The organism is Cryobacterium sp. TMT4-10, from assembly GCF_004403275.1.
GTDB classification, from domain to species: domain Bacteria; phylum Actinomycetota; class Actinomycetes; order Actinomycetales; family Microbacteriaceae; genus Cryobacterium; species Cryobacterium shii.
This window is the reverse complement of record NZ_SOGU01000035.1, coordinates 35,206-61,862: the sequence shown is the minus strand read 5'-3', so window position 1 is coordinate 61,862 and position 26,657 is coordinate 35,206. Positions and strand designations below refer to the sequence as shown.

Annotated in this window: 26 protein-coding genes; 18 read left to right on the top strand and 8 right to left on the bottom strand. The window is 68.3% G+C overall.

What is annotated here, in order from left to right; all coding sequences use genetic code 11:
- The first annotated feature begins 23 nt into the window (after window positions 1–23).
- The 5 genes from E3T42_RS05220 to E3T42_RS05200 are packed head-to-tail and all read left to right on the top strand — an operon-like array spanning window position 24 to window position 4,483.
- On the top strand, window positions 24–926 hold the full coding sequence (locus E3T42_RS05220) for a F0F1 ATP synthase subunit gamma (protein ID WP_134367671.1): 903 nt from the start codon (window positions 24–26) through the stop codon (window positions 924–926).
- Window positions 927–945: 19 nt separating this feature from the next.
- Window positions 946–2,409: a F0F1 ATP synthase subunit beta gene (gene atpD / locus E3T42_RS05215; protein WP_134367673.1), complete on the top strand. Its 1,464-nt coding sequence runs from the start codon at window positions 946–948 to the stop codon at window positions 2,407–2,409.
- Between the two features lie 2 nt (window positions 2,410–2,411).
- A complete protein-coding gene (locus E3T42_RS05210) occupies window positions 2,412–2,678 on the top strand; it encodes a F0F1 ATP synthase subunit epsilon (protein ID WP_134367675.1) in 267 nt (88 codons plus the stop codon).
- Window positions 2,679–2,683: 5 nt separating this feature from the next.
- Entirely contained in the window at window positions 2,684–3,454 is a 771-nt protein-coding gene (locus E3T42_RS05205) for a YaaA family protein (RefSeq protein WP_134367677.1), read from the top strand.
- 57 nt (window positions 3,455–3,511) lie between these two features.
- The gene (locus E3T42_RS05200) at window positions 3,512–4,483 is read left to right on the top strand and encodes a malate dehydrogenase (protein WP_241975861.1); all 972 of its coding nucleotides are present in this window, start codon (window positions 3,512–3,514) and stop codon (window positions 4,481–4,483) included.
- A 52-nt stretch (window positions 4,484–4,535) separates the two neighbouring features.
- On the opposite strand, the gene E3T42_RS05195 is transcribed toward E3T42_RS05200, so the two are convergent.
- The 3 genes from E3T42_RS05195 to E3T42_RS05185 all read right to left on the bottom strand — a co-directional run bounded on the left by E3T42_RS05195 (window position 4,536) and on the right by E3T42_RS05185 (window position 6,911).
- Entirely contained in the window at window positions 4,536–5,123 is a 588-nt protein-coding gene (locus E3T42_RS05195; protein WP_134367681.1) for a DNA-3-methyladenine glycosylase I, read from the bottom strand.
- Window positions 5,120–5,620 carry a methylated-DNA--[protein]-cysteine S-methyltransferase gene (locus E3T42_RS05190; RefSeq protein WP_134367683.1) on the bottom strand — a complete coding sequence of 167 codons (501 nt, stop codon included), beginning with the start codon at window positions 5,618–5,620 and terminating at the stop codon, window positions 5,120–5,122. Before E3T42_RS05190 ends, E3T42_RS05195 begins: the two co-directional genes overlap by 4 nt.
- A 124-nt stretch (window positions 5,621–5,744) precedes the next feature.
- The gene (locus E3T42_RS05185) at window positions 5,745–6,911 is read right to left on the bottom strand and encodes a N(5)-(carboxyethyl)ornithine synthase (RefSeq protein WP_134367685.1); all 1,167 of its coding nucleotides are present in this window, start codon (window positions 6,909–6,911) and stop codon (window positions 5,745–5,747) included.
- Between the two features lie 58 nt (window positions 6,912–6,969).
- On the opposite strand from E3T42_RS05185, the gene E3T42_RS05180 reads away from it, so the two are divergent.
- The 7 genes from E3T42_RS05180 to E3T42_RS05150 all read left to right on the top strand — a co-directional run bounded on the left by E3T42_RS05180 (window position 6,970) and on the right by E3T42_RS05150 (window position 14,595).
- On the top strand, window positions 6,970–7,932 hold the full coding sequence (locus E3T42_RS05180; protein ID WP_134367687.1) for an aldo/keto reductase: 963 nt from the start codon (window positions 6,970–6,972) through the stop codon (window positions 7,930–7,932).
- 189 nt (window positions 7,933–8,121) lie between these two features.
- Window positions 8,122–9,285, top strand: coding sequence for an acyltransferase (locus E3T42_RS05175; protein WP_241975860.1), 1,164 nt, complete (start codon window positions 8,122–8,124; stop codon window positions 9,283–9,285).
- A 9-nt stretch (window positions 9,286–9,294) separates the two neighbouring features.
- A complete protein-coding gene (locus tag E3T42_RS05170) occupies window positions 9,295–9,885 on the top strand; it encodes a TetR/AcrR family transcriptional regulator (RefSeq protein ID WP_134367690.1) in 591 nt (196 codons plus the stop codon).
- Window positions 9,886–9,893: 8 nt separating this feature from the next.
- Window positions 9,894–11,627: an ABC transporter ATP-binding protein gene (locus E3T42_RS05165; protein ID WP_134402601.1), complete on the top strand. Its 1,734-nt coding sequence runs from the start codon at window positions 9,894–9,896 to the stop codon at window positions 11,625–11,627.
- Window positions 11,624–13,600: an ABC transporter ATP-binding protein gene (locus tag E3T42_RS05160; protein WP_134402600.1), complete on the top strand. Its 1,977-nt coding sequence runs from the start codon at window positions 11,624–11,626 to the stop codon at window positions 13,598–13,600. Before E3T42_RS05165 ends, E3T42_RS05160 begins: the two co-directional genes overlap by 4 nt.
- A gap of 309 nt (window positions 13,601–13,909) precedes the next feature.
- On the top strand, window positions 13,910–14,263 hold the full coding sequence (locus tag E3T42_RS05155) for a YidH family protein (protein WP_134367696.1): 354 nt from the start codon (window positions 13,910–13,912) through the stop codon (window positions 14,261–14,263).
- Window positions 14,260–14,595 (top strand): DUF202 domain-containing protein, encoded by a 336-nt coding sequence (locus tag E3T42_RS05150; protein ID WP_166805307.1) that lies wholly within the window; start codon window positions 14,260–14,262, stop codon window positions 14,593–14,595. Before E3T42_RS05155 ends, E3T42_RS05150 begins: the two co-directional genes overlap by 4 nt.
- A gap of 39 nt (window positions 14,596–14,634) precedes the next feature.
- On the opposite strand, the gene E3T42_RS05145 is transcribed toward E3T42_RS05150, so the two are convergent.
- Together E3T42_RS05145 and E3T42_RS05140 are read right to left on the bottom strand one after the other, a co-directional pair.
- A complete protein-coding gene (locus tag E3T42_RS05145) occupies window positions 14,635–15,021 on the bottom strand; it encodes a TraR/DksA family transcriptional regulator (RefSeq protein ID WP_134367700.1) in 387 nt (128 codons plus the stop codon).
- A gap of 109 nt (window positions 15,022–15,130) precedes the next feature.
- The gene (locus tag E3T42_RS05140; RefSeq protein ID WP_134367702.1) at window positions 15,131–16,744 is read right to left on the bottom strand and encodes a molybdopterin-dependent oxidoreductase; all 1,614 of its coding nucleotides are present in this window, start codon (window positions 16,742–16,744) and stop codon (window positions 15,131–15,133) included.
- A gap of 106 nt (window positions 16,745–16,850) precedes the next feature.
- Here E3T42_RS05140 and E3T42_RS05135 point away from each other — a divergent pair, with 106 nt between their 5' ends.
- The gene (locus tag E3T42_RS05135) at window positions 16,851–17,291 is read left to right on the top strand and encodes a DUF6325 family protein (RefSeq protein ID WP_134367704.1); all 441 of its coding nucleotides are present in this window, start codon (window positions 16,851–16,853) and stop codon (window positions 17,289–17,291) included.
- A 64-nt stretch (window positions 17,292–17,355) separates the two neighbouring features.
- Window positions 17,356–17,706 (top strand): SHOCT domain-containing protein, encoded by a 351-nt coding sequence (locus tag E3T42_RS05130; RefSeq protein ID WP_134367706.1) that lies wholly within the window; start codon window positions 17,356–17,358, stop codon window positions 17,704–17,706.
- 138 nt (window positions 17,707–17,844) lie between these two features.
- Here the strand turns inward: E3T42_RS05130 and E3T42_RS05125 are convergent, their stop codons facing one another.
- The 3 genes from E3T42_RS05125 to E3T42_RS05115 form a co-directional block, all read right to left on the bottom strand.
- Complete coding sequence (locus E3T42_RS05125; protein ID WP_370261823.1) at window positions 17,845–18,501, bottom strand: AI-2E family transporter; 657 nt, start codon at window positions 18,499–18,501, stop codon at window positions 17,845–17,847.
- An 89-nt stretch (window positions 18,502–18,590) separates the two neighbouring features.
- Window positions 18,591–19,742 (bottom strand): glycosyltransferase, encoded by a 1,152-nt coding sequence (locus E3T42_RS05120; RefSeq protein WP_134367709.1) that lies wholly within the window; start codon window positions 19,740–19,742, stop codon window positions 18,591–18,593.
- Between the two features lie 32 nt (window positions 19,743–19,774).
- A complete protein-coding gene (locus E3T42_RS05115) occupies window positions 19,775–21,292 on the bottom strand; it encodes a glycosyltransferase family 39 protein (protein WP_134402597.1) in 1,518 nt (505 codons plus the stop codon).
- Window positions 21,293–21,444: 152 nt separating this feature from the next.
- Between E3T42_RS05115 and E3T42_RS05110 the strand changes: the two genes are divergently transcribed.
- From E3T42_RS05110 to E3T42_RS05095, 4 genes are all read left to right on the top strand, one after another.
- Entirely contained in the window at window positions 21,445–22,122 is a 678-nt protein-coding gene (locus E3T42_RS05110; protein WP_134367712.1) for a response regulator transcription factor, read from the top strand.
- Window positions 22,119–23,561, top strand: coding sequence for a HAMP domain-containing sensor histidine kinase (locus E3T42_RS05105; RefSeq protein ID WP_134367714.1), 1,443 nt, complete (start codon window positions 22,119–22,121; stop codon window positions 23,559–23,561). The genes E3T42_RS05110 and E3T42_RS05105 overlap by 4 nt, the downstream gene beginning before the upstream one ends.
- Window positions 23,558–24,061, top strand: coding sequence for a DUF2127 domain-containing protein (locus E3T42_RS05100; protein ID WP_134367716.1), 504 nt, complete (start codon window positions 23,558–23,560; stop codon window positions 24,059–24,061). The genes E3T42_RS05105 and E3T42_RS05100 overlap by 4 nt, the downstream gene beginning before the upstream one ends.
- Before the next feature lie 63 nt (window positions 24,062–24,124).
- The gene (locus E3T42_RS05095; RefSeq protein ID WP_134367718.1) at window positions 24,125–26,644 is read left to right on the top strand and encodes an RNA helicase; all 2,520 of its coding nucleotides are present in this window, start codon (window positions 24,125–24,127) and stop codon (window positions 26,642–26,644) included.
- Window positions 26,645–26,657: the final 13 nt, after the last annotated feature.

Sequence of the window (26,657 nt, the reverse complement as noted above, 5' to 3'; positions counted from 1 at the left end):
TGACAAGGAAGCACAGGAGACACATGGGAGCGCAACTTCGGGTCTACCGGCAGAAGATCAAGTCTGCCCAGACGACTAAGAAGATCACTCGGGCCATGGAGTTGATCTCTGCCTCGCGCATTCAGAAGGCCAAGGCCCGCGTCGCGGCGTCGACACCGTTCGCCCGCGCGATCACGCAGGCGGTCTCCGCCGTCGCGACGTACTCGAATGTCGCTCACGTGCTCACGACCGAGCCGGAGAAGATCGAACGCGCAGCGGTCGTCATCTTCGCGTCCGACCGTGGCCTCGCCGGGGCGTTCAGCTCCCAGGTGCTGCGTGAAGCCGAGTCGCTGAGCGAACTGCTCCGTGGCCAGGGCAAGGACATCGTCTACTTCCTCGTCGGACGCAAGGCGGTCGCGTACTTCAGCTTCCGTCGTCGCCCGTCGGAACAGGTCTGGACAGGTTCGACCGACCAGCCCGACTACGAGACGGCGCGCGAGATCAGCGACGCGCTCCTCGAGGCCTTCCTCCGGGAAGCGGACGACGGCGGCGTGGACGAGATCCACGTGGTGTTCAACCGTTTCGTGAGCATGGTCACCCAGGTTCCCCAGGTTGTTCGGCTCCTTCCGCTCGAGGTCGTCGAGGGCGTCGAGGAACCCGGTGAAAACCAGGTTCTCCCGCTCTACGAGTTCGAGCCGGACGTTGAAACGGTGCTGGACTCGCTCCTGCCCGTCTACATCGAGAGCCGCATCTTCAACTCCATGCTGCAGTCCGCTGCAGCCGAGCACGCCGCGCGTCAGAAGGCCATGCAGTCGGCCTCCGACAACGCGGACAAGTTGATCAAGGACTTCACCCGGCTGTCCAACAACGCCCGGCAGACCGAGATCACCTCGCAGATTTCCGAGATCGTGGGTGGAGCCGACGCGCTCTCATCCGCCAAGAACTAAAACCAGAGAAGAGAGAGCAATGACTGACACCATATCCGCGCCAGTCCACGCACCGGTGGATTCCGTCGCCGTTGGCCGGATCGCCCGCGTCACGGGCCCGGTCGTCGACATCGAGTTCCCGCACGACTCGATCCCGGGCATGTACAACGCACTGAAGACGACCATCGTCATCGATGATGTGACCACCGTCATCACGCTCGAGGTCGCCCAGCACCTCGGCGACGACCTCATCCGCGCGATCGCGCTCAACCCGACCGATGGTCTGGTCCGTGGCCAGGAGGTCCGGGACACCGGTTCCCCCATCACTGTCCCGGTCGGCGACGTCACCAAGGGCCGCGTCTTCAACGCCATTGGCGAGGTGCTCAATGCGGAGCCCGGCGAAAAGATCGAAATCACCGAGCGCTGGCCCATCCACCGCAAGCCGCCGCCCTTCGACCAGCTGGAGTCCAAGACCCAGCTGTTCGAGACCGGCATCAAGGTCATCGACCTTCTCACGCCGTACGTTCTCGGTGGCAAGATCGGACTCTTCGGTGGAGCCGGCGTCGGCAAGACCGTCCTGATCCAGGAAATGATCCAGCGCGTCGCGCAGGACCACGGTGGAGTGTCCGTGTTCGCCGGTGTCGGGGAGCGCACCCGTGAGGGCAACGACCTGATCCACGAGATGGAAGAGGCTGGCGTCTTCGACAAGACCGCCCTCGTATTCGGCCAGATGGACGAGCCGCCGGGAACGCGTCTGCGCGTCGCCCTGTCGGCCCTGACCATGGCGGAGTACTTCCGTGACGTGGCCAAGCAGGACGTGTTGCTCTTCATTGACAACATCTTCCGCTTCACCCAGGCCGGTTCCGAGGTGTCGACCCTTCTGGGCCGCATGCCGAGCGCCGTAGGTTACCAGCCGACCCTGGCAGACGAGATGGGCATCCTCCAGGAGCGCATCACGTCGACCCGTGGCCACTCGATCACGTCGCTGCAGGCCATCTACGTTCCTGCCGACGACTACACCGACCCGGCGCCGGCGACGACCTTCGCCCACCTCGACGCCACCACCGAGCTGTCGCGCGAAATCGCGTCGAAGGGGCTCTACCCGGCCGTCGACCCGCTCACCTCGACCAGCCGCATCCTCGACCCCCGCTACCTGGGCGCCGACCACTACACCACGGCCGTGCGCGTCAAGGCGATCCTGCAGAAGAACAAGGAACTCCAGGAGATCATCGCGATCCTGGGTGTTGACGAACTCTCCGAGGAAGACAAGGTCACCGTCTCCCGCGCGCGCCGCATCCAGCAGTTCCTGTCGCAGAACACCTACATGGCCAAGAAGTTCACGGGTGTCGAGGGCTCCACGGTGCCGCTCAAGGACACCATCGAGTCCTTCACCGCCATCGCCAACGGCGACTTCGACCACGTGGCCGAACAGGCCTTCTTCAACGTCGGTGGCATCGCCGACGTCGAAGAGAAGTGGGCGAAGATCCAGAAAGAGAACGACTAGTCATGGCCGGGACCCCGCTCACGGTCAGTGTCGTCGCGGCCGACCACGAGGTCTGGTCCGGCGAGGCCAGCATGGTGGTCGCCCGCACCGTGGAGGGCCAGATCGGTATCCTTCCCGGGCACGAGCCCATGCTGGCGATCCTTGCCAGTGGCGAGGTTCGGGTGACCCTGAGCGGCGGTGAGAAAGTCGTCGCCGAGGCGGCGGACGGCTTCCTGTCGGTCGCCAACAACGTGGTCACGATCGTCGCACGCAAGGCAGAGCTCGTTTAGTTCGCTTGCTGATCCTGCTGCCGCCGTCCGAGACAAAACGTCTCGGTGGCATCGAAGTACCGCTTGACCTGCAGTCCCTCCAGTACCCGTCGCTTGCATCCAAGCGGCGGGTACTTGTGCGTTCGCTCCGCTCGCTCGCCCGGCATCCGGATGAGATGATGGCGGCCTTGAAGCTGGGCCGCACCCAGTCCGCCGAGGTCGGACGGAATCTGGCGCTGTCATCGTCACCGACCATGCCGGTGCTGGACCGCTACACCGGGGTGCTTTACGACGCCCTCGACGCCGGCACCCTGTCGCCGGCCGACCGCGACTGGGCCCGGCACCACGTGCTGGTGCACTCCGCACTGTTCGGGCCGGTCGGCGCGCTGGACCTCATTCCGGCCTACCGCCTCTCGTGCAGCTCGAAGCTGCCCGAGATCGCCCTGAAGAAGCACTGGGCGGAGTCAATCGCGCGTGTGCTGGCCGAGTCTGAGGGGCTCCTGCTCGACTTCCGCTCCGCGGGCTATGTCGCGCTCGGGCCCGCGCCGGTGCGTCCCGGCTCCGTCTATCTCCGCGTCCTCGCCGAGACTGCGGACGGCCGCACGCGCGCCCTGAACCACTTCAACAAGCAGGCGAAGGGCCGCTTCACCCGGGCCCTCGTGCAGCACGGCGAGTCCTTCACGACGCTCGACGCGTTGCTCGGGTGGGCGGCCGGGGCGGGCTTTGTTCTGCGCCCCGGATCGGTCGGGGAACTCGACCTGGTCGTCGACCAGTCGATTGCCGCCGCCACGGTCTGAAAGCGGCCCCACCGACGGGCATTCCGGCCCTAGGCTGTGACCGTGCCCACACCACCTATGAACGTCACCGTCACCGGCGCCGGCGGCCAAATCGGCTACGCCCTGGTCTTTCGGATTGCGTCAGGCGCCCTGCTCGGCCCGACCACACCGATCAACCTCACCCTGCTCGAGATCCCCGGGGGACGCGCCGCCGCGGAGGGCACAGCCCTCGAGCTGCAGGACTGCGCGTTCCCGCTGCTGCGGTCGGTCACCGTCACGGAAGACCCGGTCCGCGCCTTCGACGGGGTCAGCATCGCGCTGCTGGTCGGTTCCCGGCCCCGGGCCGTCGGCATGGAGCGGGTGGCTCTGCTCGAGAGCAACGGTCGCATCTTCGGGCCGCAGGGGCTCGCGCTCAACGAGGGCGCGGCATCCGATGTGCGCGTCCTGGTCGTGGGCAACCCCGTGAACACCAATGCCCTCGTTGCCAGCGCTTTCGCTCCGGACATTCCGGCGGAACGCTTCACGGCCATGACCCGGCTGGACCACAACCGCGGGCTCGGCCAGTTGGCCGCCCGGCTGGGCGTGCCCGTTCCCGAGATCGACGGACTCACCGTGTGGGGGAACCACTCCGCCAGCCAGTACCCGGATGTCTCCCACGCGACCGCGGGCGGGCGCCCGGTGTCCGGCCTCGTGGACGAGGCGTGGCTGACCGGGGAGTTCATTCCCCGGGTCGCCAACCGCGGTTACGAGATCATCCAGGCACGCGGCGCGTCGTCCGCGGCGTCCGCGGCCAGTGCGGCCATCGACCACGTCTACGACTGGGTCAACGGGACCGGCGACCGATGGACCTCCGCGGGCGTCGTGTCGGACGGCTCCTACGGCGTGCCGGAGGGTCTGGTCTGTTCATTCCCGGTGCGCGGCGTGGACGGGCGATACGAGATCGTGCCGAACCTCTCGATCGACGCCTTCTCGCGCGCCCGGATCGACAACTCGGTCGCCGAGCTGCTTGAAGAGCGCGCCGCGGTTCTGTCTCTCGGCCTGCTGCCCTGACCTCCGGTCGGACCTCCAGCCGATCCTCTGGTCGGCGCCTCCAGCCGGTCCTCTAGTCGGCGGAGGCGCGGTGGCAGCCCTGCACGTGATCGTCGACGAGGCCCGCGGACTGCATCAGCGCGTACATCGTGGTGGGGCCGACGAACCGGTAACCGCGGGCGCGCAGCTCGCGGCTGAGCGCCGTCGATTCCGGGGTGATGGCCGGGATCTCGCTGAGCGTTACCAGCCGGGAGCTGCGGCCTGGCGGTGCGAAGCTCCAGATCAGCGCGGCCAGGCTGTGACCGAGGTCCCGGGTGACCCGGGCGTTGCCGATGGTCGCCTCGATCTTCCCGCGGTGGCGGATGATGCTGGGATCGGCCACGAGACGGGCGACGTCTGATTCGTCCATGACGGCGACCCGGTCCACCTCGAAGCCGTGAAACGCGGCCCGGAAGGCGGGGCGTCGCCGCAGGATCGTGATCCACGACAAGCCCGCCTGGAAGCCCTCGAGGCACAGCTTCTCGAACAGCGCCCGGTCGTCCCGAAGCGGACGTCCCCACTCTTCATCGTGGTATCGCCGGTATTCGGCGTCGTCGCCCACCCAGCCGCAGCGGGCGAGCCCGTCCGCGCCCACCCGGAGCGAACCGGTCGCGTCGGTCACGACCGGTGCTCGATGCCTTCGTGATCGAGCAGCCAGACCTTGGTGGGGATGCCGCTGCCTCCGCTGTACCCGGTGATGCGCCCGTCAGCGGCCAACACCCGGTGACAACCGACCAGGATGGGCACGGGATTCGCACCGATGGCGCCGCCGACGGCCCGGCCTGAGCCCGGCTTTTCCAGCGACCTCGCCACTTCTCCGTACGAGGTGACGTCGCCGAAGCCCAGTGCGGCCAGGCGCGCCCAGACATCCTTCTGGAACGCAGTGCCCTGCCGCGGCCGGACGGGCACGTCGAAGCTGGTGCGGGTTCCGGCGAAGTACTCCGTCAGCTCCCGGGCGGCCTGGGCGAGCAGGGGGGAGGGGGCCTCTGCCGACGCCTCCAGGGGCAGATGCCCGTCGCGCTCGATCGAGAGCGACAGGATGCTCTCACCGTCGCTGGTCAGTTCCAGCCGCCCAATGGGGCTGGGCAGCCGGATCAAAGACGTTTCGATGCTGATCATGACTCGACTGTAGTCGGCGCCGCAGCGGGACTCTGGCGGCTTTCGGACCTGAGGGGAACTGGCACCGTCGCCCACTGGGGAGGAGGCTTCGGCCATGGTCACCCGACCGGACCAGGCCCCCGGCTCAGGCCAGCGGTAGGTGCGGGTAGTCGGCGGAGCGGTTCTGGAAGGCCAGGATGCTGGGATTCTGGATGACCCCGTTCCTGATCTCGATCGCCCGGCGCAGGGTCTCGTCGGCACCCCAGGCGTTCTCGCCCCTCAGCACGTCCTCGAGGTAGGGGAGGAGTGCCGCACTGATCTCCCAGGTGGCGGAGTCCCACAGATAGGAGGGACTGTGGTCGACCGCGTAGTACGTGACGTTGTCGCCGACGGTGAAGACCGGGTTGGCGAACGTGGTCGGCCGGGCCCAGGCGAACCCCATGCCGGCATCGCACGACACGTCGACGACGAGGGTTCCCGGGGCGAGCAGCGCGAGGTCCGCATCCCGCAGGAAGGTGAGCGGCTGGTTGGGGTCCTGCAGCACGCAGTTCACGATCACGTCGTGGCCGGCCAGGAAGTCGGGCAGCGGCATCCGTTTGCCCTCGACCAGAACGGAGTCGACCGAACCGGCGGCGACACCACCGGAGTCGCCGGCGCCATCCTCGCGCACGAGCGGCACGATCCGGGCGGCGTCGAACACCGACCCCGGCGCGATGGCGCGCGGGGTGACCAGGCTGACGTCGGTGACTCCGTGGGCCCCCAGGGCCGTCACGGCTCCGCGGGCGGTGGACCCGGATCCGATCACGGCCGCGCGCAGCGGGCGGCCGTACACGCCGGTCGAGCCAACGAGCGACAGGGCGTGCACCACCGAGGCGTAACCGGCGAGCTCGTTGTTCTTCTGCAGGATGTGCCGTTTGAAGTCGCCGTCCGCGGTCCACTCGTTCATCGCCTCGAAGGCGATCAGGGTGAGTTTCTTGTCGATGGCGAGCTGGGTGAGGGCCGGGTCCTGCACGCAGTGCGGCCAGCCCCAGAGGATCTGCCCCTCCCGCAGCTGGCCGATATCCGCGAGCAGCGGCTTGGCCAGCAGGATGACGTCACACTCCGCGATCAGCTGCTCGCGGGGGAGCAGGCCGCCCACCAGCGGCGCGAGCCGTTCGTCGGGCATGCCGAACTGTTCCCCGTAGCCCTGCTCCAGATAGATGCGGCCGCGCACGTCGGCATCAATCTGGTCGAGGTGGAGCGGATGCAGCGGAAGGCGACGTTCGTCCACCTTGCCGGAACGGGACATGACGCCAATGGAGAGCCGGTTCATCTGATGCCTTTCGGGTCACGACCTGTTTAGCACAGCGCTGTGAGCCTAATGTGGGGGCATGGCGCAGATCGACTACCGCAGGCTGGGCGATTCGGGACTGATGGTCTCCACGATCGGCCTCGGCTGCAACAATTTCGGTCGTGCGGGCACGGCCACCCAAAGCCAGGCGGGCACCTCCGCCGTCATCGATACGGCGGTCGACGCCGGGATCACCCTGTTCGACACGGCGGACATCTACGGCGCGGAACGGGGCCTCAGCGAAACCCTGATGGGCCACGCTCTGCAGGGCAAGCGGGACCGGATCGTGCTGGCGTCCAAGTTCGGCATGGACATGAACGGCCGGAACGGGCCGGACTGGGATGCGCGCGGCTCGCGCCGGTACATACGCCTGGCCGTCGAGGCCTCGCTCCGGCGGCTGCAGACCGACTGGATCGACCTGTACCAGCTGCACACGCCCGACCCGAACACGCCGATCGAGGAGACGCTGCAGACGCTGGACGACCTGATCCGGGAGGGCAAGGTGCGCTACATCGGCCACTCCAACCTGGCCGGCTGGCAGATCGCGGAGGCCGAGTTCACGGCTCGGCTGCACGGGCATCCGCGGTTCATCTCCGCGCAGAACGAGTACAGCCTGCTCGTGCGCGACGCGGAGGAGGAGGTGCTGCCGGCCGTCAACGCCTACGGCCTGGGGTTCCTGCCGTTCTTCCCGCTCTACAACGGCCTGTTCACGGGCAAGTTCTCGCGTGCCGGGGGCCCGGCCGACAGTCGGATCATGATGTTCAGACCCCATCTGGCCGAGACGGCCCCCTGGGACGTGATCGAGAAGTACGAGGCGTTCTGCGACGAACACGGCGTGACCATGCTCGCGGCCACGTTCGCCTGGCTCCTGGCCCAGCCGGGGCTCACCAGCGTCATCGCCGGCGCCACGCGGCCGGAGCAGGTCGTGCAGAACACCCTCGAAGCGAACGAGTGGCAGCCGACGCCCGAGGACGTCGCCTGGATCTCCGACCTGTTCGCGTGAGTTCACGCGGGGCCGGCCGCCGCGGATGGGCCCAGAGGGGCCGGCTTCCGCACGGGTTAGGCTTACGGGATGGTCGGCGGGAGTAGCCGGTCGCCCGGGGCGAATCATCCTCCGGCAGGTGGCTATCGTCGCTTGAGTGTTCGAGCGCACGCTCACCCTCGTGCCGACAGTGAGGCTCCACCCGTGACGATGCAGACCACCCGGCGGCCGCGCGTGAAGCGCCCCGCCGCCCAGCTCAACACCGTGCAACTGGCCCGAGGGTTCGCGGCGCTCGCCGTGGTGGCCTACCATCCGCAGTCGACCGAGGTGAAGTACTTCTCGGGCACGAACATCCTGCCGGAATTCCTCGGCCGAGGGCTGTCCGGCGTCGACCTCTTCTTCGTGATCAGCGGTTTCGTCATGGTCCTGACCACCCGCGGCAAGCACGGAACGCCCCGCCAGGTGGGCAAATTCGTGTGGAACCGGTTCTTCCGCATCTACCCCACCTACTGGGTCTACAGCCTGGCGCTGCTGCCCGTGCTGCCCGTGCTGTTCCTGGCCCCCGCGTTCATCAACTCGTCCCAGGGCGGTCAGATCGACATTCTCTCGTCCTTCCTGCTGCTGCCGACCGAGATCCTGCCGCTGCTCCTCGTGGCTTGGACGCTGACGATCGAGGTGTGGTTCTACGTCGTGTTCGCGGTGGTCCTGTTCCTGCCGGAGCGGATGCTGGTGTCCGCCCTCGCGGTCTGGTTCGCCCTGCTGGTGATCGTGAACTGGGCCGGCCCCATCTCGGCGAACCCGTACCTCGAACTCCCGACCAACGCCATGGCCATCGAGTTCATCCTCGGCGGGGTCGCCGCGCTGCTGTTCCGGCACGTCAACCGGGTCGTCGCCGCCGTGCTGGCCGTCACCGGCATCGTCGTGCTGCTCTCCTTCGGCGCCACCACTCCCGCGGACCTCTACGCGGGTCCCGGCCTCGACCGCCCACTCACCCTCGGCGTCGGGTTCGCCCTGCTGCTCCTGGCGGCAACGGCCCTCGAGCACCGTCGCGGAATCGGCGCCCTGTCCCGGCTCACGGTTCTCGGCGACATGTTTTACTCCGTCTACCTCTGCCACGTGCTCGTCCTCGCTGTGACGGGTCGCGTCTGGCTGACCATCGCCGGCTCGTTCGCCGCCAACCCGATCATGGTCGCCGGCTGGTGGGTCGTCACCCTCGCGGCCGTGCTCACGGTGGGCTACCTGAGCTACCGCCTGATCGAGCGCCCGGTGATGACCGTGGCGCATCGCTGGCGGGCAGCCGTGTTCCACGAGAAGGACACCGGAAGCCCGGCGGGCGCCACATCCCTCCTTGTGAGTGAGCGCTCACTCAGTTAGTCTGAACGGATGACGCGGAAGCCGGCCCGAGCCAGGTCGCTGTCGGTCGAGGACCGGCAGTCGATGATCATCGACGCCGTCACCCCGCTGCTGATCGAACACGGCCAGGGCGTCACGACCCGGCAGATCGCCGAGTGCGCCGGCATCGCCGAGGGCACCATCTTCCGGGCTTTCGACAGCAAGGACGAACTGATCCGGGCCGTCGTGGCCCGGCAACTCGATCCGGAGCCGCTCCGGGTGCAGCTGGCCGCGGTGGACCTCGCCCTCCCGCTCGAGGAACGGGTGGGCGCCATCGTGGGGCTCCTCCGTGCGCGCTTCGCCCGGGTCTTCACGATCCTGAACATGGCCGGATCGATGGGCAGGCCCCACACCCATGAGGCCGCGCACGAGTTCACCGAGATGCTCGCCCACCTGCTCGCCCCGGACTTCGCGCGCCTGAGCGTGCCGCCGATCCGGGCGGCGCAGATCATCCGGATGGTCGCGCTCGCGGCATCCGTGCCCCAGATCCGGTCCGGTGCCGCCTTCGACGACGACGAGCTGACCGCCCTCATCCTCTACGGCATTGCCGGTGCACCCGCCCGGCCGATCGCCACCCCCTAGGAGAACCGATGTTGTGGAAATTGCTTGTGAAGTACCTGCGGCCCTACTGGCGGCTGCTGGCGGCCGTCGTGTTCTTCCAGCTCGTTCAGTCGATCGCGTCGCTCTATCTGCCCACGCTCAATGCCGACATCATCGACGAGGGCGTGGCCAAGGGCGACACCGGGTACATCCTGCAGACCGGCGGCCTGATGCTGGCGATCACGCTCCTGCAGATCCTCGCGGCAATCACGGCGGTCTACTTCGGGGCCAAGGCGGCCATGGCGCTGGGGCGTGACCTGCGCGGTGCCGTCTTCACCCGGGTCGGTGAATTCTCCGAGCAGGAGGTCACCCGGTTCGGAGCGCCCTCGCTGATAACCCGGTCGACCAATGACGTGCAACAGGTTCAGATGCTCGTCCTGATGACCTCCACCCTGATGGTGTCCGCGCCGATCCTCTCGATCGGCGGCGTGATCATGGCCATCCGGCAGGACGTCCAGCTGTCCTGGCTGATCGCCGTCAGCGTGCCCGTGCTCCTGATCGGGGTCGGGCTGATCATCGTGCGGATGGTTCCGCTGTTCCGGCTGATGCAGACCAGGATCGACACCGTCAACCGGGTGCTGCGGGAGCAGCTCACGGGCATCCGGGTGATCCGGGCCTTCGTTCGCGAGGACGTCGAGTCGGCACGCTTCGGCCGGGCCAACGAAGACGTCACGGACACTGCCCTCCGCGCCGGCCGACTGATGGCCCTGATGTTCCCCGTCGTCATGCTCGTGCTCAACGTCTCGAGTGTCGCAGTGATCTGGTTCGGCGCGTTCCGGATCCAGGACGGATCCATGCAGGTGGGCACCCTGATCGCATTCCTCAGCTACCTGATGCAGATCCTGATGGCCGTGATGATGGCCACGTTCATGGCCGTGATGATCCCCCGAGCGACCGTCTCCGCGGACCGGATCGGCGAGGTGCTCGACACCCCGTCGAGCGTGCGACCGCCAGCGCACCCGATCAATGAGACCGTCGGGCAGGGCGAACTCGAGCTGGTGGACGTCGGTTTCGCCTACCCGGGCGCCGAGCAGCCGGTGCTGCGCAACGTGAGTTTCCTCGTGCACTCCGGGGAGACGACGGCCATCATCGGCAGCACGGGCTCGGGCAAGACCACCCTGGTGAACCTGCTGCCCCGGCTCTTCGACGCCACCAGCGGCAAGGTACTCGTGGACGGCGTGGACGTGCGCGAACTCAAACCGGACCTGCTGTGGGGGCACATCGGCCTCGTGCCGCAGAAACCGTACCTGTTCTCCGGCACCGTGCGCAGCAACCTGCTCTACGGCAAACCGGATGCGACGGAGGAGGAACTCTGGCGGGCGCTGACGATCGCGCAGGCGAAAGACTTCGTGCAGGAGATGGAGGACGGCCTCGACGCCCCGATCTCACAGGGCGGAACGAACGTGTCCGGCGGCCAGCGGCAGCGCCTCGCAATCGCGCGGGCCCTGGTCAAACGGCCGGAACTGTACATCTTCGACGACTCGTTCTCCTCGCTCGACCTGGCGACGGATGCGCGCCTGCGTGCGGCGCTGCGCACGGGCACCGACGGCGCCACGATGGTGATCGTCGCCCAGCGGGTGTCGACGATCATCGACGCGGACCAGATCCTCGTGCTGGAGGGCGGCCGCATCGTCGGCCGCGGAACCCACGAGCAACTGCTCGAATCGAACCAGACCTACCAGGAAATCGTGTCATCGCAGCTCACCGCGGAGGAAGCAGCATGAGCGAATCAACCGCGGCGAAGACCCCGCCCCGTCCGCCCATGCGCGGCCCGGGACACGGCGGCGGCCCGTTCGGCGGGATGAACGTTCCAGCCGAGAAGGCGATGAACTTCGGCCCGTCGGCCAGGCGGCTGCTGGGCAAGTTGCGCCCCGAACGGCTGTGGCTCATGCTGGTGCTGTTCCTCGCGATCGCAAGTGTCACCTTCTCGGTGATCGGCCCGAGGCTGCTCGGCGAGGGCACGAACCTCATCTTCGCCGGCGTCGTCTCCAAGGGCCTGCCCGCCGGTGTGAGCCAGGCTGACGTGATCAACCAGCTGCGCGCATCCGGTGAAACGGGCAAAGCCGACCTGCTCAGCGGGATGACCCTGACTCCGGGCCTGGGGATCGACTTCGCGATGCTGTCCACCGTGCTGCTCTGGGCGATGGTGCTGTACGTGCTGTCCTCCGTCTTCAGCTACGTACAGGCGTACGTGCTGAACGGGGTCGTGCAGCGCACGGTGTTCCGCCTGCGCAGCGAGATCGAGGCGAAGATCAACCGGCTGCCGCTGCGGTACTACGACACCGTGCAGCGCGGCGAACTGCTCAGCCGGGTCACCAATGACGTGGACAACGTCTCGCAGAGCCTGCAGCAGTCGCTGAGCCAGGCGGTCACCTCACTGCTCACGGTCGTCGGCGTGATCGTGATGATGTTCCTGCTCTCGCCCCTGCTGGCCGTGATCGCCCTGGTCACCGTGCCGTTGACGCTGGTCACCACCGTGCTGATCGCGAAGCGCTCGCAGAAACTCTTCGTCGACCAGTGGACGCACACCGGCGAACTGAACGGTCAGATCGAGGAGACCTTCACCGGGCACGCCCTGGTCAAGGTGTTCGGTCGTCAGAAGGAGGTCGAAGAACGTTTCCGGGCCAAGAACAACGAACTGTACCAGGCCAGCTTCGGCGCCCAGTTCGTCAGCGGCCTGATCATGCCCGCGATGACGTTCATCGGCAACCTGGTCTACGTGGCCATCGCCGTCGCCGGCGGCCTCCAGGTGGCGTCCGGCGCGATGCAGCTCGGCGACGTGCAGGCGTTCATCCAGTACTCCCGGCAGTTCACCCAGCCGCTCGCCCAGCTCGGATCGATGGCGAACCTCCTGCAGTCCGGGGTCGCCTCCGCCGAGCGGGTGTTCGCCCTCCTCGACGCGGAGGAGCAGAGCCCGGACCCGGAGCCGGCGACGAGCCCCGAGGTCGTGCACGGACGGTTGACCTTCGAGGACGTCTCCTTCCGCTACACCCCCGACAAACCGCTGATCGAGAACCTCAGCCTGGTGGCCGAGCCCGGCCAGACCGTCGCCATCGTGGGTCCGACCGGGGCCGGAAAGACCACTCTGGTCAACCTGATGATGCGCTTCTACGAGCTCGACGCCGGCCGGATCACGCTCGACGGTGTGGACGTCAGCGGGATGACCCGGGACGACCTGCGAGGCCGGATGGGCATGGTGCTGCAGGACACCTGGCTTTTCGGCGGCACCATCCGCGACAACATCGCCTACGGCCGACCGGATGCCTCGGAGGAGGAGATCCTCGCGGCGGCGCGCGCCACCTACGTGGACCGGTTCGTGCACACGCTGCCGGACGGTTACGACACGGTCCTCGACGACGAGGGCGGCAACGTCAGCGCCGGCGAGAAGCAGCTGCTCACCATCGCCCGCGCCTTCCTCGCGAAGCCGAGCGTGCTGATCCTCGACGAGGCGACCAGCTCCGTCGACACCCGCACCGAGGTGCTCGTGCAGAAGGCGATGAGCGCCCTGCGCGCCGACCGCACCAGCTTCGTGATCGCGCACCGCCTCTCCACGATTCGGGACGCCGACCTGATCCTGGTGATGGAGGCCGGCCGGATCGTCGAACTGGGCACGCACGATGAGCTCCTCGCCGCCGGCGGCGCCTACCACGCCCTCTACAACGCGCAGTTCGCCGCGGCGGTGACCGACGAGGCCTAGCCCCCGTCTCCGGTCGGCCCCGAACCAATTCGACGGAGATTTTGCTGCAAATCGGCCGTTCCGGCGGGTTTGAGGCCGTTTCGGGCAAAATCTCCGTCGAATTCGACAGGGGCGCGGGGCTACCGCGGACACCGCCTGGGCCACAGACGGGCGGCCGGCGACGGGTGGCCGGCGGCGGCGGCGGACCAGCCGGACCGTCCGGCGGGTACTGTGGTGTCGCGGTCCGGAACGGAACGGAACGGAACGGGCACCGGTGCGCGCCGAGACGGGGTCAGTCCGCACCGCGGTGCATTTTCGAGAGGACACGTCGTGACACGGTTTCCCAGCTCGGTCTACCGGCACGGTCAGGAGCCTGACCCCCGGTTCAGCCTGGCGAACGAGCGCACCTTCCTCGCCTGGATCCGCACCGCGCTCGCCCTGATCGCCGCCGGGGTGGCGCTGGAGGCGCTGCCGCTGCCCATCCGCGCCGACTTCCGTCTCTCGGCGTCGGGCCTCTTCGTCGCCCTCGGGCTCATCGCCCCGGCGCACGCGTGGATCAGCTGGATGCGCATCGAACGGTCGATGCGCCAGAACCGGCCGCTGCCAGCGCCGGCACTGTCCGGCATCCTTGCGGCCGGAGTGGTGGTGGCCGGCCTGCTGATCGCGGCCGGAATGTTCCTGTGACCTCGGAGCGGCCCTTCGACCCGGGGCTGCAGCCCGAGCGAACCCTGCTCGCCTGGCAGCGCACGGTGCTTTCGCTCACCGCCTTCGTCGCCGTCGGAGTGCGCCTGACCGCACCGGACCGGGGAGCCGTCGCCGTGGCCACCGGCATGGTCGGGCTGGCCCTGGCGATCGCGGCCTACCTCGGCGTGAGTGTGCGCTATCGCCGCGCCCACGCCGCGCTCACGCGGTCCGCGTCCCTGCCGCCCAGCGGTGCGTGGCCGTTGCCCGCCCTGGCCGGCTCGACGGTCATGCTGGGACTCCTCGCCGTGCTCTATCTCGCAGCCGGCCCGTGACACCGCTTCAGTCTTGATCCAACCCAGCCCCGAAACGACTCAGGCCTTGAGCTGGGCCTCCAGCTCGCGGGCGCAGTCGATGCAGAGTTCCGCGGCGGGTCTGGCGTCCAGCCGGGCGCGCCCGATAGGTTCGCCCCGGCGGGTGCAGAACCCGTAGCTGCCGTTCGCAATCCGCACGAGCGCCCGGTCGATTTCGGCTGATTTGACCTCCAGGTCGCTGTGCACGCCGGAGATGCGGGACCATTCCATCGTCAGGGTGGGGCCCTCGGGGTCGTGTTCGTCGTCGGCCGTGCCCCGGGCCTCGATCACCCCGTCGAGCGTGGTGACGATGCGACCGAGGGCGATGTCGAGGTCGTGGCGCTGAGCACGGAGGAGCTTCTCGAAATGTCGCAGGTCGGCTGCAGACAGCTTCGTCTGGGTGCGCATGATGGACGTCCTCTCAGGCCGGGCACGGCCCAACGCCGGCACCATGGTTTTCGGTGTTGAGGATACGCCCGGGCAGCGCTTCTGTCGCGGTGCCCCGGGGCCCGGGTGACTACCCGACCGTCACCGGGATCGAGTGCAGCCCGGTCGCCCCGTCGGGCAGCACATCGCGCACCGTAGAAGTCTGCACCTGCCCTGCGGCATCCGTCGCCCGCACGGTGAGCGTGTGCCGTCCGGAGGCGGCCGGCCACACCCAGGTCCACTGCCGCCAGGTGTCGGCGGAGATCGCGTCGGCGAGGGTCGCCGCGTTCCACCCGCCGTCGTCGACCCGCACATCGACGGCACGGATGCCCACATGCTGGGACCAGGCCACGCCGGCTACCGTGACGGGCCCCGCGGGCATCTGCACGTTCTGCCGGGGCACGTCGATCCGGGAGGACAGCTTGACCGGGCCGCGTTCGGTCCAGCCGCGGCTGGTCCAGTAGGCGGTCTCCTGGTCGAACCGGGTGACGTGCAGCTCGACGACCCATTTCGTGGCCGAGACGTAGCCGTACAGCCCGGGCACGACCATCCGCACCGGGTAGCCGTGCTCGAGGGGGAGCGGCTCGCCGTTCATCCCGACCGCAAGGATCGCGTTGCGGTCGTCGATGAGCACCCCCAGCGGAGTGCTGGCCGTCCAGCCGTCTTCGCTGCGGGAGAGGACCATGTCGGCGTCCGCGCGCGGCTTGGCCCGCGCGAGAAGCTCGCGGATCGGGTAGCCCAGCCAGGTCGCGTTGCCGATCAGGTCTCCGCCGACGTCGTTCGACACGCAGGTGAGGGTCGTCGTGCTCTCCTCGAGGGGGAGGGCGAGCAGCTCGGCGAAGCTCAGCTCGACCTCGTTCTCGACCATGCCCGTGATCTTCAGGGTCCAGGCGCCGGGATCGATCCGGGGAACCTGGAGGGCCGTGTCGATGCGGTAGAAATCCGCGTTCGGGGTGATCAGCGGGGCGAGGCCGGGAATGTCCAGGGCTGCCCCGGCCGGCACGGGTGCCGCGGCCACGGCCGGCGTGGGGAGGGTGAAACGGGCGCGGGCGGCATCCGTGGCCCTGACCCCGGCCGAGATCATCTGGCCCCCGATCGCGGCGAGCAGTCCGAGGCCCGCACCGGCGCCCGCATAGGCGAGGAAGCGCCGACGGTCGGGAGCGGATGCCGGCGCACCGGCCGGCATGCGGCGGAGCGTGACGATGAGCAGGGTGAGCACCACCGCGGCGACGACCATGGCCACGACGGCGGGCATCGCGTCGAAGGGCGCCGCGTTCGCCCGGGTGAGCACCGCGGCGACGGCGAGGGTACCCGACGCCGCGACGATGACCCGTCCCGCAGGCGGCCGGAGGAATTCGAGAACCCCGGCCGCGGCGGCGAGGAGGACGGCGCCGAGCGCCACGCTGACGATCAGCACGACCTTGTCGCCCGTGCCGAACAGGGAGATGACGAGTTCCTTCAGCCACCCGGGCGCAAGGTCGACGACCACCGCTCCGACGGCCAGGATCGGGTTGCCGGCCGGGGCGAAGAGTCCGGCGGCCAGCTCGGCCGCCCCGAGGCCGGCCAGCGCGGCGGCCACGCCCGCGAGGGCGGGCCGCCACAGTCGCGACGTTCGCGAGGATGCCCCGGGCGGCGTTTCGGGCGTCGGGGACGACAACGTCGACGGGGGCGGCACGGGGGACGGGGAGGCGTCGCGGCTGACCATCAGCCCAGCTTAGATACGCGGGCTGGGAGTCGGTCCCGCACTTGATGCACCCCCCCGAACGGGTTTATCGTCCCAGTGTCCTGATGCTCAATCGGAGGAGTCACCCATGCTTGGTCCCATCGAAATACTGGTCATCGCGTTCCCCGGAAACAGGTTCACCGGTGAGATCCTCCCGGCACTGGCCGACCTCGTCGACACGGACACGATCAGCATCATCGACGGCGTGTTCGTGCGAAAAGACGAGGACGGCACAATCTCGTACTCGGAGTTCGAGGAACTCGGCGTGAACGAGGACGCGATGGCGCTGACCGACGTGATCGAGATGATCAACGGCCTCGTCTCCGACGAGGACGTCGAAGAACTTGCGGCAGACCTGGAAAATGACAGTTCGGCCGCGATCCTCGTCTTCGAGCACACCTGGTTCAAGCCGCTGCGCGACGCCATCGTCTCGTCCGGCGGGGTGCTCGTGGACACGGTCCGGATTCCGGGAGCCGTCGTCGACGAAGTGCTCGAGGCGCTCGCCGAAGCCGACGCCGACACGGACTGATCGCCACACCTCCATCGGCCCTGCAGCTCAACCGGCTCCGCGGGCCACAGCGAAAGGAATCAGCATGCCCAGACGAATCGGCCGTCCCGGCCTGATCGGCACGATGGCCCGCACAGCGGTGGTGGCCGGAACCGCGACGGCCGTCGCCGGCGGCGTGAACCGCAGGCAGCAGTCACGGGCCCAGGCCTCGGCCGACGAGCAGGCCGCCGCCGAGCAGCAGCAGTACGAGGCTCAGCAGTACGAAGCGCAGCAGGCGCGGCAAGCCGAGCAAGCCCAGCAGGCTCCGGAACCGGCAGCCGCGGCGGGAGGCGACGACCTCAGCGCGCAGATCGAGAAATTGGCCACACTCAAGACGGCCGGCGTCATCAGCGACGAAGAGTTCGCGGCGGCAAAGGCCAAGCTCCTCGGGATGTGACCCGCCCCCCGTTCCGCCCCCGAATGTGCCCGTTCCGGTCGAGAGTGCCCGCTACAGCGGGCACTCTCGACCGGAACGGGCACTGTGGCGGACAGCCTGGTCAGGGGAGCCTGGTCGGGCCAACGGGGGCGGGGCTGCCTAGCCGGTCTGGATCGTTGGCGGTGCGGTTGGCGGAACCGGTATCGGAGGGCGCTTCCTGGCCCGGCGCCCGGCTTTCCGCTCGGCCGCCTCCCGCGTCATCAGGGCCCGCGTCGCCGCCAGGTCGCCGAGCAGAGGGCGCCACCACCGTGACCGGGGATCGGAATCGACGAGGATCGTTCGCACGAGAAACGTGAGGGGGATGGCCAGCAGCGCACCGATCGGCCCCATGATCACCGACCAGAACATCACGGAAACGAAGGTTATGGTCTGGCTGAGGGCGACGGCGTTGCTGACCAGTCGGGTCTGGATGGCGCCCTGCACGACCGCGTTCACGAGGGTGTAGACGACGATCACGGAGATCGCCGTGGACCAGCCGCCTTCGAGGAATCCGAAGACCACGGGCGGGACGATCGCGATCAGGTAGCCGACATTCGGGATGTAGCTGCACACAAACGACAGCAACCCCCAGAGGAAGGCGCCCGGAACGGCGAGGACCACCAGCGCGAGTGCGTTGAGGGTGCCCTGCACGAGCCCGAGGGCCGTGGTCGTGACCATGTAGCGGCGCACATTCGACGCGTTGGCACGGAGCGCGTCGACCAGACTGGAGCGGGTCGGTTCGAGCCGCCCGGTACGGGAATTCTCTTTCGGTGCCAGCGCATATGAGTCCCCTCCGACGGGCCGATGCTTGCCCCGAATGTAGACCCAGGGGCCCTGCCCGGATAGCTCGAGGACAGACGGGGTCTCTACCGCGCCCTGGCGTCGTTCCCCGCGGACCGGTCCGCGAGGAAGCCCGGCGCGGCCTCGACGCCGTAGCCCGCGGACGACGTGCGCTTCGGCCGGTAGACCACGCGGGAGTGGTACACGAACCGAAGCACGAAACCGGCGGTGAGCAGCGCCGCCTGGGCCGCGACACTGGGGATGGACGTCACGCTGACGACCACCCAGAGCAGGTACGTGCGGAGCGTCGTCTCCGCCCCGTTGAAACCGAATGACTGCGCCAGTCGAGTCCAGACGTGTCGCCCCTCTTCCCGGAGGTCGTGGAAGACGAACCGTTCCTGCAGCAGGAAGTTCGTCACCATCGTGACCACGGCGGCGATGATCGCCGCCAGCAGGTACCAGACGCCGAACGCCTGCAGCAGGGCCATGATCGCGAGGTTGCCCACCGCTCCGAGCGCGCCGATCAGCGCGAATCCGGACAGCCGGCCGAATCGGAGCGTCGCCAACTGAGTCACGAACCGCAAGCCCTGGCGGAAGTCGGCCTTCGACTCACCCGCGTGACGTTCCCCGAACACGAACGGCACCTCGACGACCGTGACCGCATTGCGCGCCAGGATCTCGAGCAGGATCTTGAACCCGCGCGGCCGGAGCGAACCGAGATCCACCGACGACCGCCTGACGGCGAAGAACCCGGTCATCGGGTCGGTGCAGTTGCGGAGCCGGGTCGGGAACATGGCCCGGGTGAGAACGGTCGCCGCCGAAGACACCAGCCGGCGGACAAACCCGCTCAGGCCCGCGGACGATCCGCCGCTGATATGGCGCGAGGCGACCACGACGTCGGCGACCTGGTCGACGCCCGACGCCAGCAGAACCGGGATGAGTTCCGGCGGATGCTGCAGGTCGCCGTCCATCACGACGCACCACTCGCCGACGGTCGCGGCCAGGCCGCCCAGAACAGCCCCGGAGAGTCCTCCGGCCGGGTGGTCCCGGTGGATGAGTCGCACCGGGATCTGCGCCCGGGCGGCCGCGCGCAGGATCGCGGCCGGAGTGTCGTCGGTCGAATCATCGACGAAGACGATTTCGGCCGTGCGTCCCTCCAAGGCGGTTTCGATCCGCCGGACGAGTTCCGGCACGTTCGGCGCCTCGTTGAAGGTCGGGACGATGACGGAGACATCCACGGTATTCCTCTTCCCATCGGGGTGGTCGGGAGTCATGATCGCCGGTCCAGTTCGTAGACGATCGTGCGGTGGGCCATCCGGGTGGAGACGACCTCGAACCCTTCACTCTCCAGCGCACCGAGGGCGCTGCCCCGGACGTTGTCGGGGCTGCCCGTGATTTCGACCAGCCACACCCGATCGGCGGGCGCGAGGCGGGCCGTGACGTCGGCGACCGGGTAGGTGGTGTCCCACAGTCGTCCTCTGGCCTGGTACGGCGTCTTGAGGGTGACGTCCCGCAGGCCCCGGAAATCGTCGGGGTAGAGGTGCAGCGCCAGCCGGGGGCGCTGGCGGGGGGCGGTCGTTTCGTCGAACACGACGGCATCACCGGGCCGCGCTTGCCGACCGAGGATCGCGGAGGCCTGGGCCAGGTCGCTGCCGGCGTCTTTGGCGTAGGGGCCGCGCTGGAGCACGTCGGTGGGGGCAGCCAGGACCAGCAGGAGCAGCAACAGGGCGATCCGAGCCGACCGGGGCCTGACAGCGTCGATGCCGGCGGCCAGGGACAGGGCGACCGCGGGCACACAGAAAGAGACGTAGCGGAGGTTGTAGGCGGGGGTCGCCGCGTTGAGCCCCAGCAGGGCCAGCGTCGGAAGGACCACCCAGAGCAGCGCGAGCAGAACAGGAGGCGGGTTGCCGGGGCTTCGCCGCCACGCCCCGATCGCGGCGACGGCGGCAACACCGAGCAACAGCCAGCCGGCAGCGGCGAGGAACGGGTTCCCGAACCACTGGGCGACCACGACCGACTGTGCCGTGGCGTACCCGCGATGGGCCAGGAAAGCGATTTGTTCTCGTTGGGCATACCCCAGCAGAACGATCGGAAGGGCCATTACGACGGCGACGCCGGCCGCCGGTGCCCACTCCTTCAGGTGGTCCCGGCCGGCCCGGGAGCTGAGGAGGAAAGCCCCGTGCACCACCAGAAGCAGCCCGAGGTAGAGGAACACGTAGATTCCGACGGCCAGGCCGACCGCGTAACCGGCCCAGGCGAGACGGCGGGACACCACGGAGCCGAACCGGTGCCGGAGGAGGATCAGGAACAGGATCGTGACCCAGACCGCGATGGCGGTGGAGGAAGCGTACGAGCGAGCGTCAGCCCCGAGGTAGCTGGTGCGGGGCAGCACCGTGCAGATGACGGCGGCGACGATACCCGCGTTCCGGCTCAGCAGCATCCGCCCGAGGACGAACGTTCCGGCGACGACGAAGCCGACGGCGATCGCGCTGGGCAGTCGCACCGAGAGCTCCGAGGCGCCGAACACCTGAATCCAGAAGTGCAGGAAGAGGTAGTAGACGCCGTGCACCGCGTCGATGTTCTTCAGCATGTCGATCAGGGTGGGCAGCGAGCGCTCAGCCGACATCACACTCGCGGCTTCGTCGCCCCAGAAAGAGGGGATCCACGAGCCGGCAACCGACACGACGAAGCCGACTGCTCCGAGGCCCGCTGCCAGGCGCCACCGGTCTGAGCTCGGGCGCGCGGCCGGCTCGATCCCAGCGGAGGTCCGAGCGAGCGTTGAGGTCATAGTGCAATGCTCGGCGGCGAAAATGACGATGTACCGGTAAATCAGGGGTTTTAAGTTGTAACTGTGTACAGGAAGCGCCGGGTATGACCTCCGGGCGCGTTCCCCGGGCGATGAAGTAGTTTTGTGGACATGCGGGACGGGAGAATCCACCAGTGAGATCGATCCTCATCGTCGAAGACGATGCGCAGATGGGCCTCGCTCTCGAGCGCGGGATCCAGGCGGAGGGGTATGAGACCGTGCTCGTGGACAACGGTGTCGACGCGCTGATCAACCTGGCGAACAGAAAATTCGCCGCGGCCGTCGTCGACGTGATGCTGCCCCGGATGTCCGGCTTCGAGATCTGCCGGCACGTGCGCGAAACGGGCAACGCCATGCCCCTGCTTCTGCTCACCGCGCGTGATGCCGTCGATGACCGGGTGACCGGGCTCGATGCCGGCGCGGACGACTACCTGACCAAGCCGTTCAGCTTCGCCGAGCTGGCCGCGAGGATCCGGGCGCTGATCCGGCGAGACCCGGCGGAGCAGTGGATCAAGGTCACCGCGGGCGACGTGACGCTGGATTCCCAGTCCCGAAAAGGGCAGGCCGGCGGGCATCCGCTTTCGCTCAGCCCCAATGAGTTCATGTTGTTGCGAGGATTGATCACCCAGCTGGAGGTGCCGTTCACCCGGCAGGAGATTCTCGAGTCCGTCTGGGGGACGGCGACGCACATCGACGCCAACATCGTGGAACAGTACGTCAGCACGTTGCGCAAGAAGCTGTCGGCCCGAGGCAGCAACGTGTCCATCGTCACCGTGCGTGGTGTGGGTTACCTCGCGAAGGTCGACGAGTGACCTGGATCCGACGGCTGTCGATCCGCTGGAAGATCACCATCGGCAGTGTCCTCGTCGCAGCCGTGCTGCTGACGGCGGCCTCGTTCATCTTCCGGTTGCAGATGGAGCAGGTGCAGATCAACTCCGACAAGAAGTTGCTCTACGACGCCAGCACCCCGTACCTGACGGACATCCAGTCGCATCCGGACCAGATCGACCCGCCGGCCGGGGAACAGCATGTGGCCGTTGTGAGTCCGGACGGGGCGGTCGTCGTCAGTAATCTTCCGGACGCGCTGTCCGACGGGCTGGGCCGCCTCACCGAGCTGGCGGACGGCTCCCACATCGTCCACGAACCGCGCGCCGACTACCTGGTGGTCGTGCGCACGGTCCCCACAGCGGATGGTGCGTGGCACGTGGTGGCGACGCGCGACCTGCGATTGACGGCGATCGTGCTGGCGAACGTGACGAAGGTGCTGATCATCGGCGCCGTGATGCTGCTCGCGGGGTTCGGACTGGCGTCGTGGCTCCTGACCACGGCGGCGTTGCGACCCGTCTCGCAGATGCGGCGTCGTGCCGAAGAACTTCGCGCCAGCGGGTCTTCCGAACCCCTGCCGGTAGGTCCGGCCCAGGATGAACTAGCCGATCTCGCCATCACCCTGAACGACTTCATCGCCAGTGTCCGCTCCACCGCCGCCAGGGAAAAGCAGATGGTCTCTGATGCCAGCCATGAACTGCGCACCCCGATCGCCCTGCTCAAGATCCAGCTCGAGCTCGCCCACCTGAGCGAGGGCAACGCGACTGCCCTCACGGACGACCTGCGCCTGGCCGAAAACTCCGTGGATCGGCTGTCCGTGCTGGCGACGAACCTGCTCACCCTGTCATCGCTCGACGCCGGGCAGATTGCGCAGTCCTCACCCTGGCGGGAACTCAGCGCCGAGTTCGCCGCCGCATCGGACCGGGCTCGGCTGCTGGCCCTGGACAAGTCCATCGCCGTGGAGTTCGACGTGGAGGACGCCTCGGACGACCTCGAATACCCGATCGCCGTGGCGCACTTCGCCCAGGTCGTCGACAATCTGATCAGCAACGCGCTGCGGGCAGCGCCGGAGTCGGGGGAGGTCCACGCGCGGCTGGTGCAGCACGGCACCGAACTTCGGCTGTCGGTCGAAGACACCGGGCCAGGGATGCCGGACGATTTCATCGGCATCGCGTTCGACCGCTTCACTCGCCCGGACGGGCAAAGAGGGGGCGCCCTCGGCGGCAGCGGCCTCGGGTTGGCCATCGTCCGGGCAATCGTCTCGAGCTCGAGGGGCGGAGTCCGGCTCGCCAACCGGCCGGGCGGCGGTTTCACGGCTACAGTGACCATTCCGCAGTCCCCATCCGGCCAGCAGCCCCCGCCCTTTCTGCAGGCAGGGTCCACGGCCGCCGAGCCGACGGTTCCCGCGGAACACGGAGAGCGATGAGCGCGCGTCAGCCCGGGCGCCTGCTGGACACCACCTTCCGCGTCAGCGTGATCCTGAAAGGCCTCGACGGGGTCCTGGAGATCGTCGGCGGCGTCCTGCTGCTGCTGGTGTCGCCCGCGCAGATCGGGGCGATCACCCGGTTCCTGACCCAGCACGAGCTCTCCGAAGACCCGCACGACCTGGTCGCTAACGGCCTGCGGCACCTCGCCGACGGAATCAGCGTGTCCGCCTCGATCTTCGCGGCGGTCTATCTGCTCCTCCACGGGCTGGTGAAAGTCGTGCTCGTCTGGGCGGTGCTCAGGGACAAACTGTGGGCGTATCCGTGGATGATCGGGTTCCTCCTGGTCTTCATCGTGTACCAGTGCTACCAGCTGGCGGTGGCCTTCTCCTGGGGCATCGTGGCCCTCACCGCGTTCGACCTCATCGTCGTCTACCTCACCTGGCGGGAGTACGGAATCCACCGGGCCCGGCGGGCCGACGCGGAGCGCAGTGCGGCCTGACCGCGACCGGCGGGCGCCCGGGCGCAGCGGACGCCCAGAGGAATAGGGCAGGATCGAAGGATCATGGCTACCCTCACCGCCCTCCCGCACGTCACCGATCCCGACGTGCTCTTCGAGGCCTTCGAAACGTGGGCGGGGGAGCAGGAGCTGTCACTGTACCCGGCCCAGGAGGAAGCCCTGATCGAGATCGTGTCGGGGGCGAACCTGATCCTGAGCACCCCGACCGGGACCGGCAAATCGCTCGTCGCCGTCGGCGCACACTTCGCCGCGCTCTCGGCCGGCAAGCGCAGCTTCTACACCGCGCCGATCAAGGCCCTCGTCAGCGAGAAGTTCTTCGCGCTGGTCGAGATCTTCGGCGCCGAGAACGTGGGCATGATGACCGGCGACTCCTCGGTCAACTCGGATGCCCCGATCATCTGCTGCACGGCGGAGATCCTCGCCAACTTGGCGCTGCGAAACGGCGAGGACACCCCCGTCGACCAGGTCGTGATGGACGAATTCCACTTCTACGGCGACCCGGACCGCGGCTGGGCCTGGCAGGTGCCGCTGCTGCTGCTGCCGCGGGTGCAGTTCATCCTGATGTCGGCGACCCTCGGCGACGTCACCTTCATCGCCGACGACCTCTCCCGGCGCACCGGCCGGCCCACCGCGGTCGTCACCGGGGTCGAACGGCCGGTGCCGCTGCACTACTACTACGAGACCACGCCCGTGCACGAGACGGTCGAGGAGCTGCTCAAGACCGGGCAAGCGCCGGTCTACATCGTGCACTTCGCGCAGGCCGCCGCCCTCGAACGGGCGCAGGCGCTCAGCAGCGTCAAGGTCGCCACCAAGGAACAGAAGGAGGCGATCGCCGACCTGATCGGCGAGTTCCGCTTCACCACGAGCTTCGGCAAAACGCTGTCCCGGCTGATCCGGATGGGGATCGGCGTGCACCACGCCGGCATGCTGCCCAAGTACCGGCGCCTGGTCGAGCAGCTCGCCCAGCGCGGCCTGCTCCGGGTGATCTGCGGCACGGACACCCTGGGCGTGGGCATCAACGTGCCCATCCGCACGGTGCTGTTCACCGCGCTGACCAAGTACGACGGCGTCAAGATGCGCCAGCTCAACGCCCGCGAATTCCACCAGATCGCCGGACGCGCGGGCAGGGCCGGCTACGACACGGCCGGAACCGTGGTCATCCAGGCGCCCGACCATGAGACCGACAACCTCAAGGCGGTCGAAAAGGCCGGCGACGACCCGAAGAAGAAGCGCAAGATCATCCGCAAGAAGGCGCCCGTGGGATTCGTCTCCTGGGGTGAGCCGTCCTTCCAGCGGCTCGTTGCGGCCGAACCGGAAACCATGAACTCGAGCATGCAGATGACCGCGGCCATGCTGATCAACGTGATCGGCCGCGGCGGGGACGCGTTCGCCCATGTCTACGACCTCATCTTCGACAACCACGAACCGTGGAAGCGTCAGCTCGCGCACGCCCGGCGCGCCCTGGGGATCTACAAGACCCTGCGGGCGGCGGGGATCGTGGAACAGAGCGCGGGCGGGGACATCCGTCTGACCGTCGACCTGCAGCCCAACTTCGCCCTCAACCAGCCCCTGTCGCCGTTCGCGCTCGCCGCCTTCGACCTGCTCGACGCCGACCCCGACGTGGCCGGCCCGGGCAGCGGCCACTACGCCCTCGACATGATCTCCATCCTCGAGGCCACCCTCGACGACCCGCGCCCGGTGCTGATGGGACAGCAGTTCGCGGCCCGCGGCGAGGCCGTGAACGCGATGAAGCGCGAGGGCGTCGAATACGACGAACGGATGGCGCTGCTCGAGGAGGTCACCTGGCCCAAGCCGCTCGAGGAGCTGCTGGACTACACCTTCGCCACCTACAAGGAATCCCAGCCCTGGATCGCCGACTTCGAGCTCAGCCCGAAGACCGTCGTGCGGGACATGTACGAGCGGGCGATGTCGTTCGGCGAGTTCGTGGCCTACTACAAGCTCGCCCGCAGCGAGGGCGTCGTGCTCCGCTACCTCTCGGACGCCTACCGGGCGGCCCGGCAGACCATCCCGGACGACGCCAAGACCGAGGACTTGCTCGACCTGATCGAGTGGCTGGGCGAACTGGTGCGCCAGGTGGACTCGAGCCTGCTCGACGAGTGGGAGGAGCTCATCCACCCGGACCTGGCCGTGCACTCGGATGCCGCGCAGTCGGTGCTGCCGCCGGCGCCGCGCCGCCTGACCACCAACACCCGCGCGTTCCGCATCCTGGTGCGCAACGAACTGTTCCGGCGGGTGCAGCTGGCCGCGCTCGAGAACTACGATGCGCTGGGCGAACTCGACCGGGAACACGGCTTCCACGCGGATGCCTGGGGCGACGCCATGGACGGCTACTACGCCGAGCATGACGAGCTGCTCACCGGGGCGAATGCGCGCAGTGCCGGCCTGTTGATCCTGGAGGAGGGTGCATCCGTCTGGACCGCCCGGCAGATCTTCGACGACCCGGCGGGGGACCACGACTGGGGCATCAGCGCCACGGTCGACCTGGCCGCATCGGACGAACTCGGCGCCGCCGTGCTGCGCGTGACCGGGGTGGACCGGCTCTAGGCGAGTCGGTGCC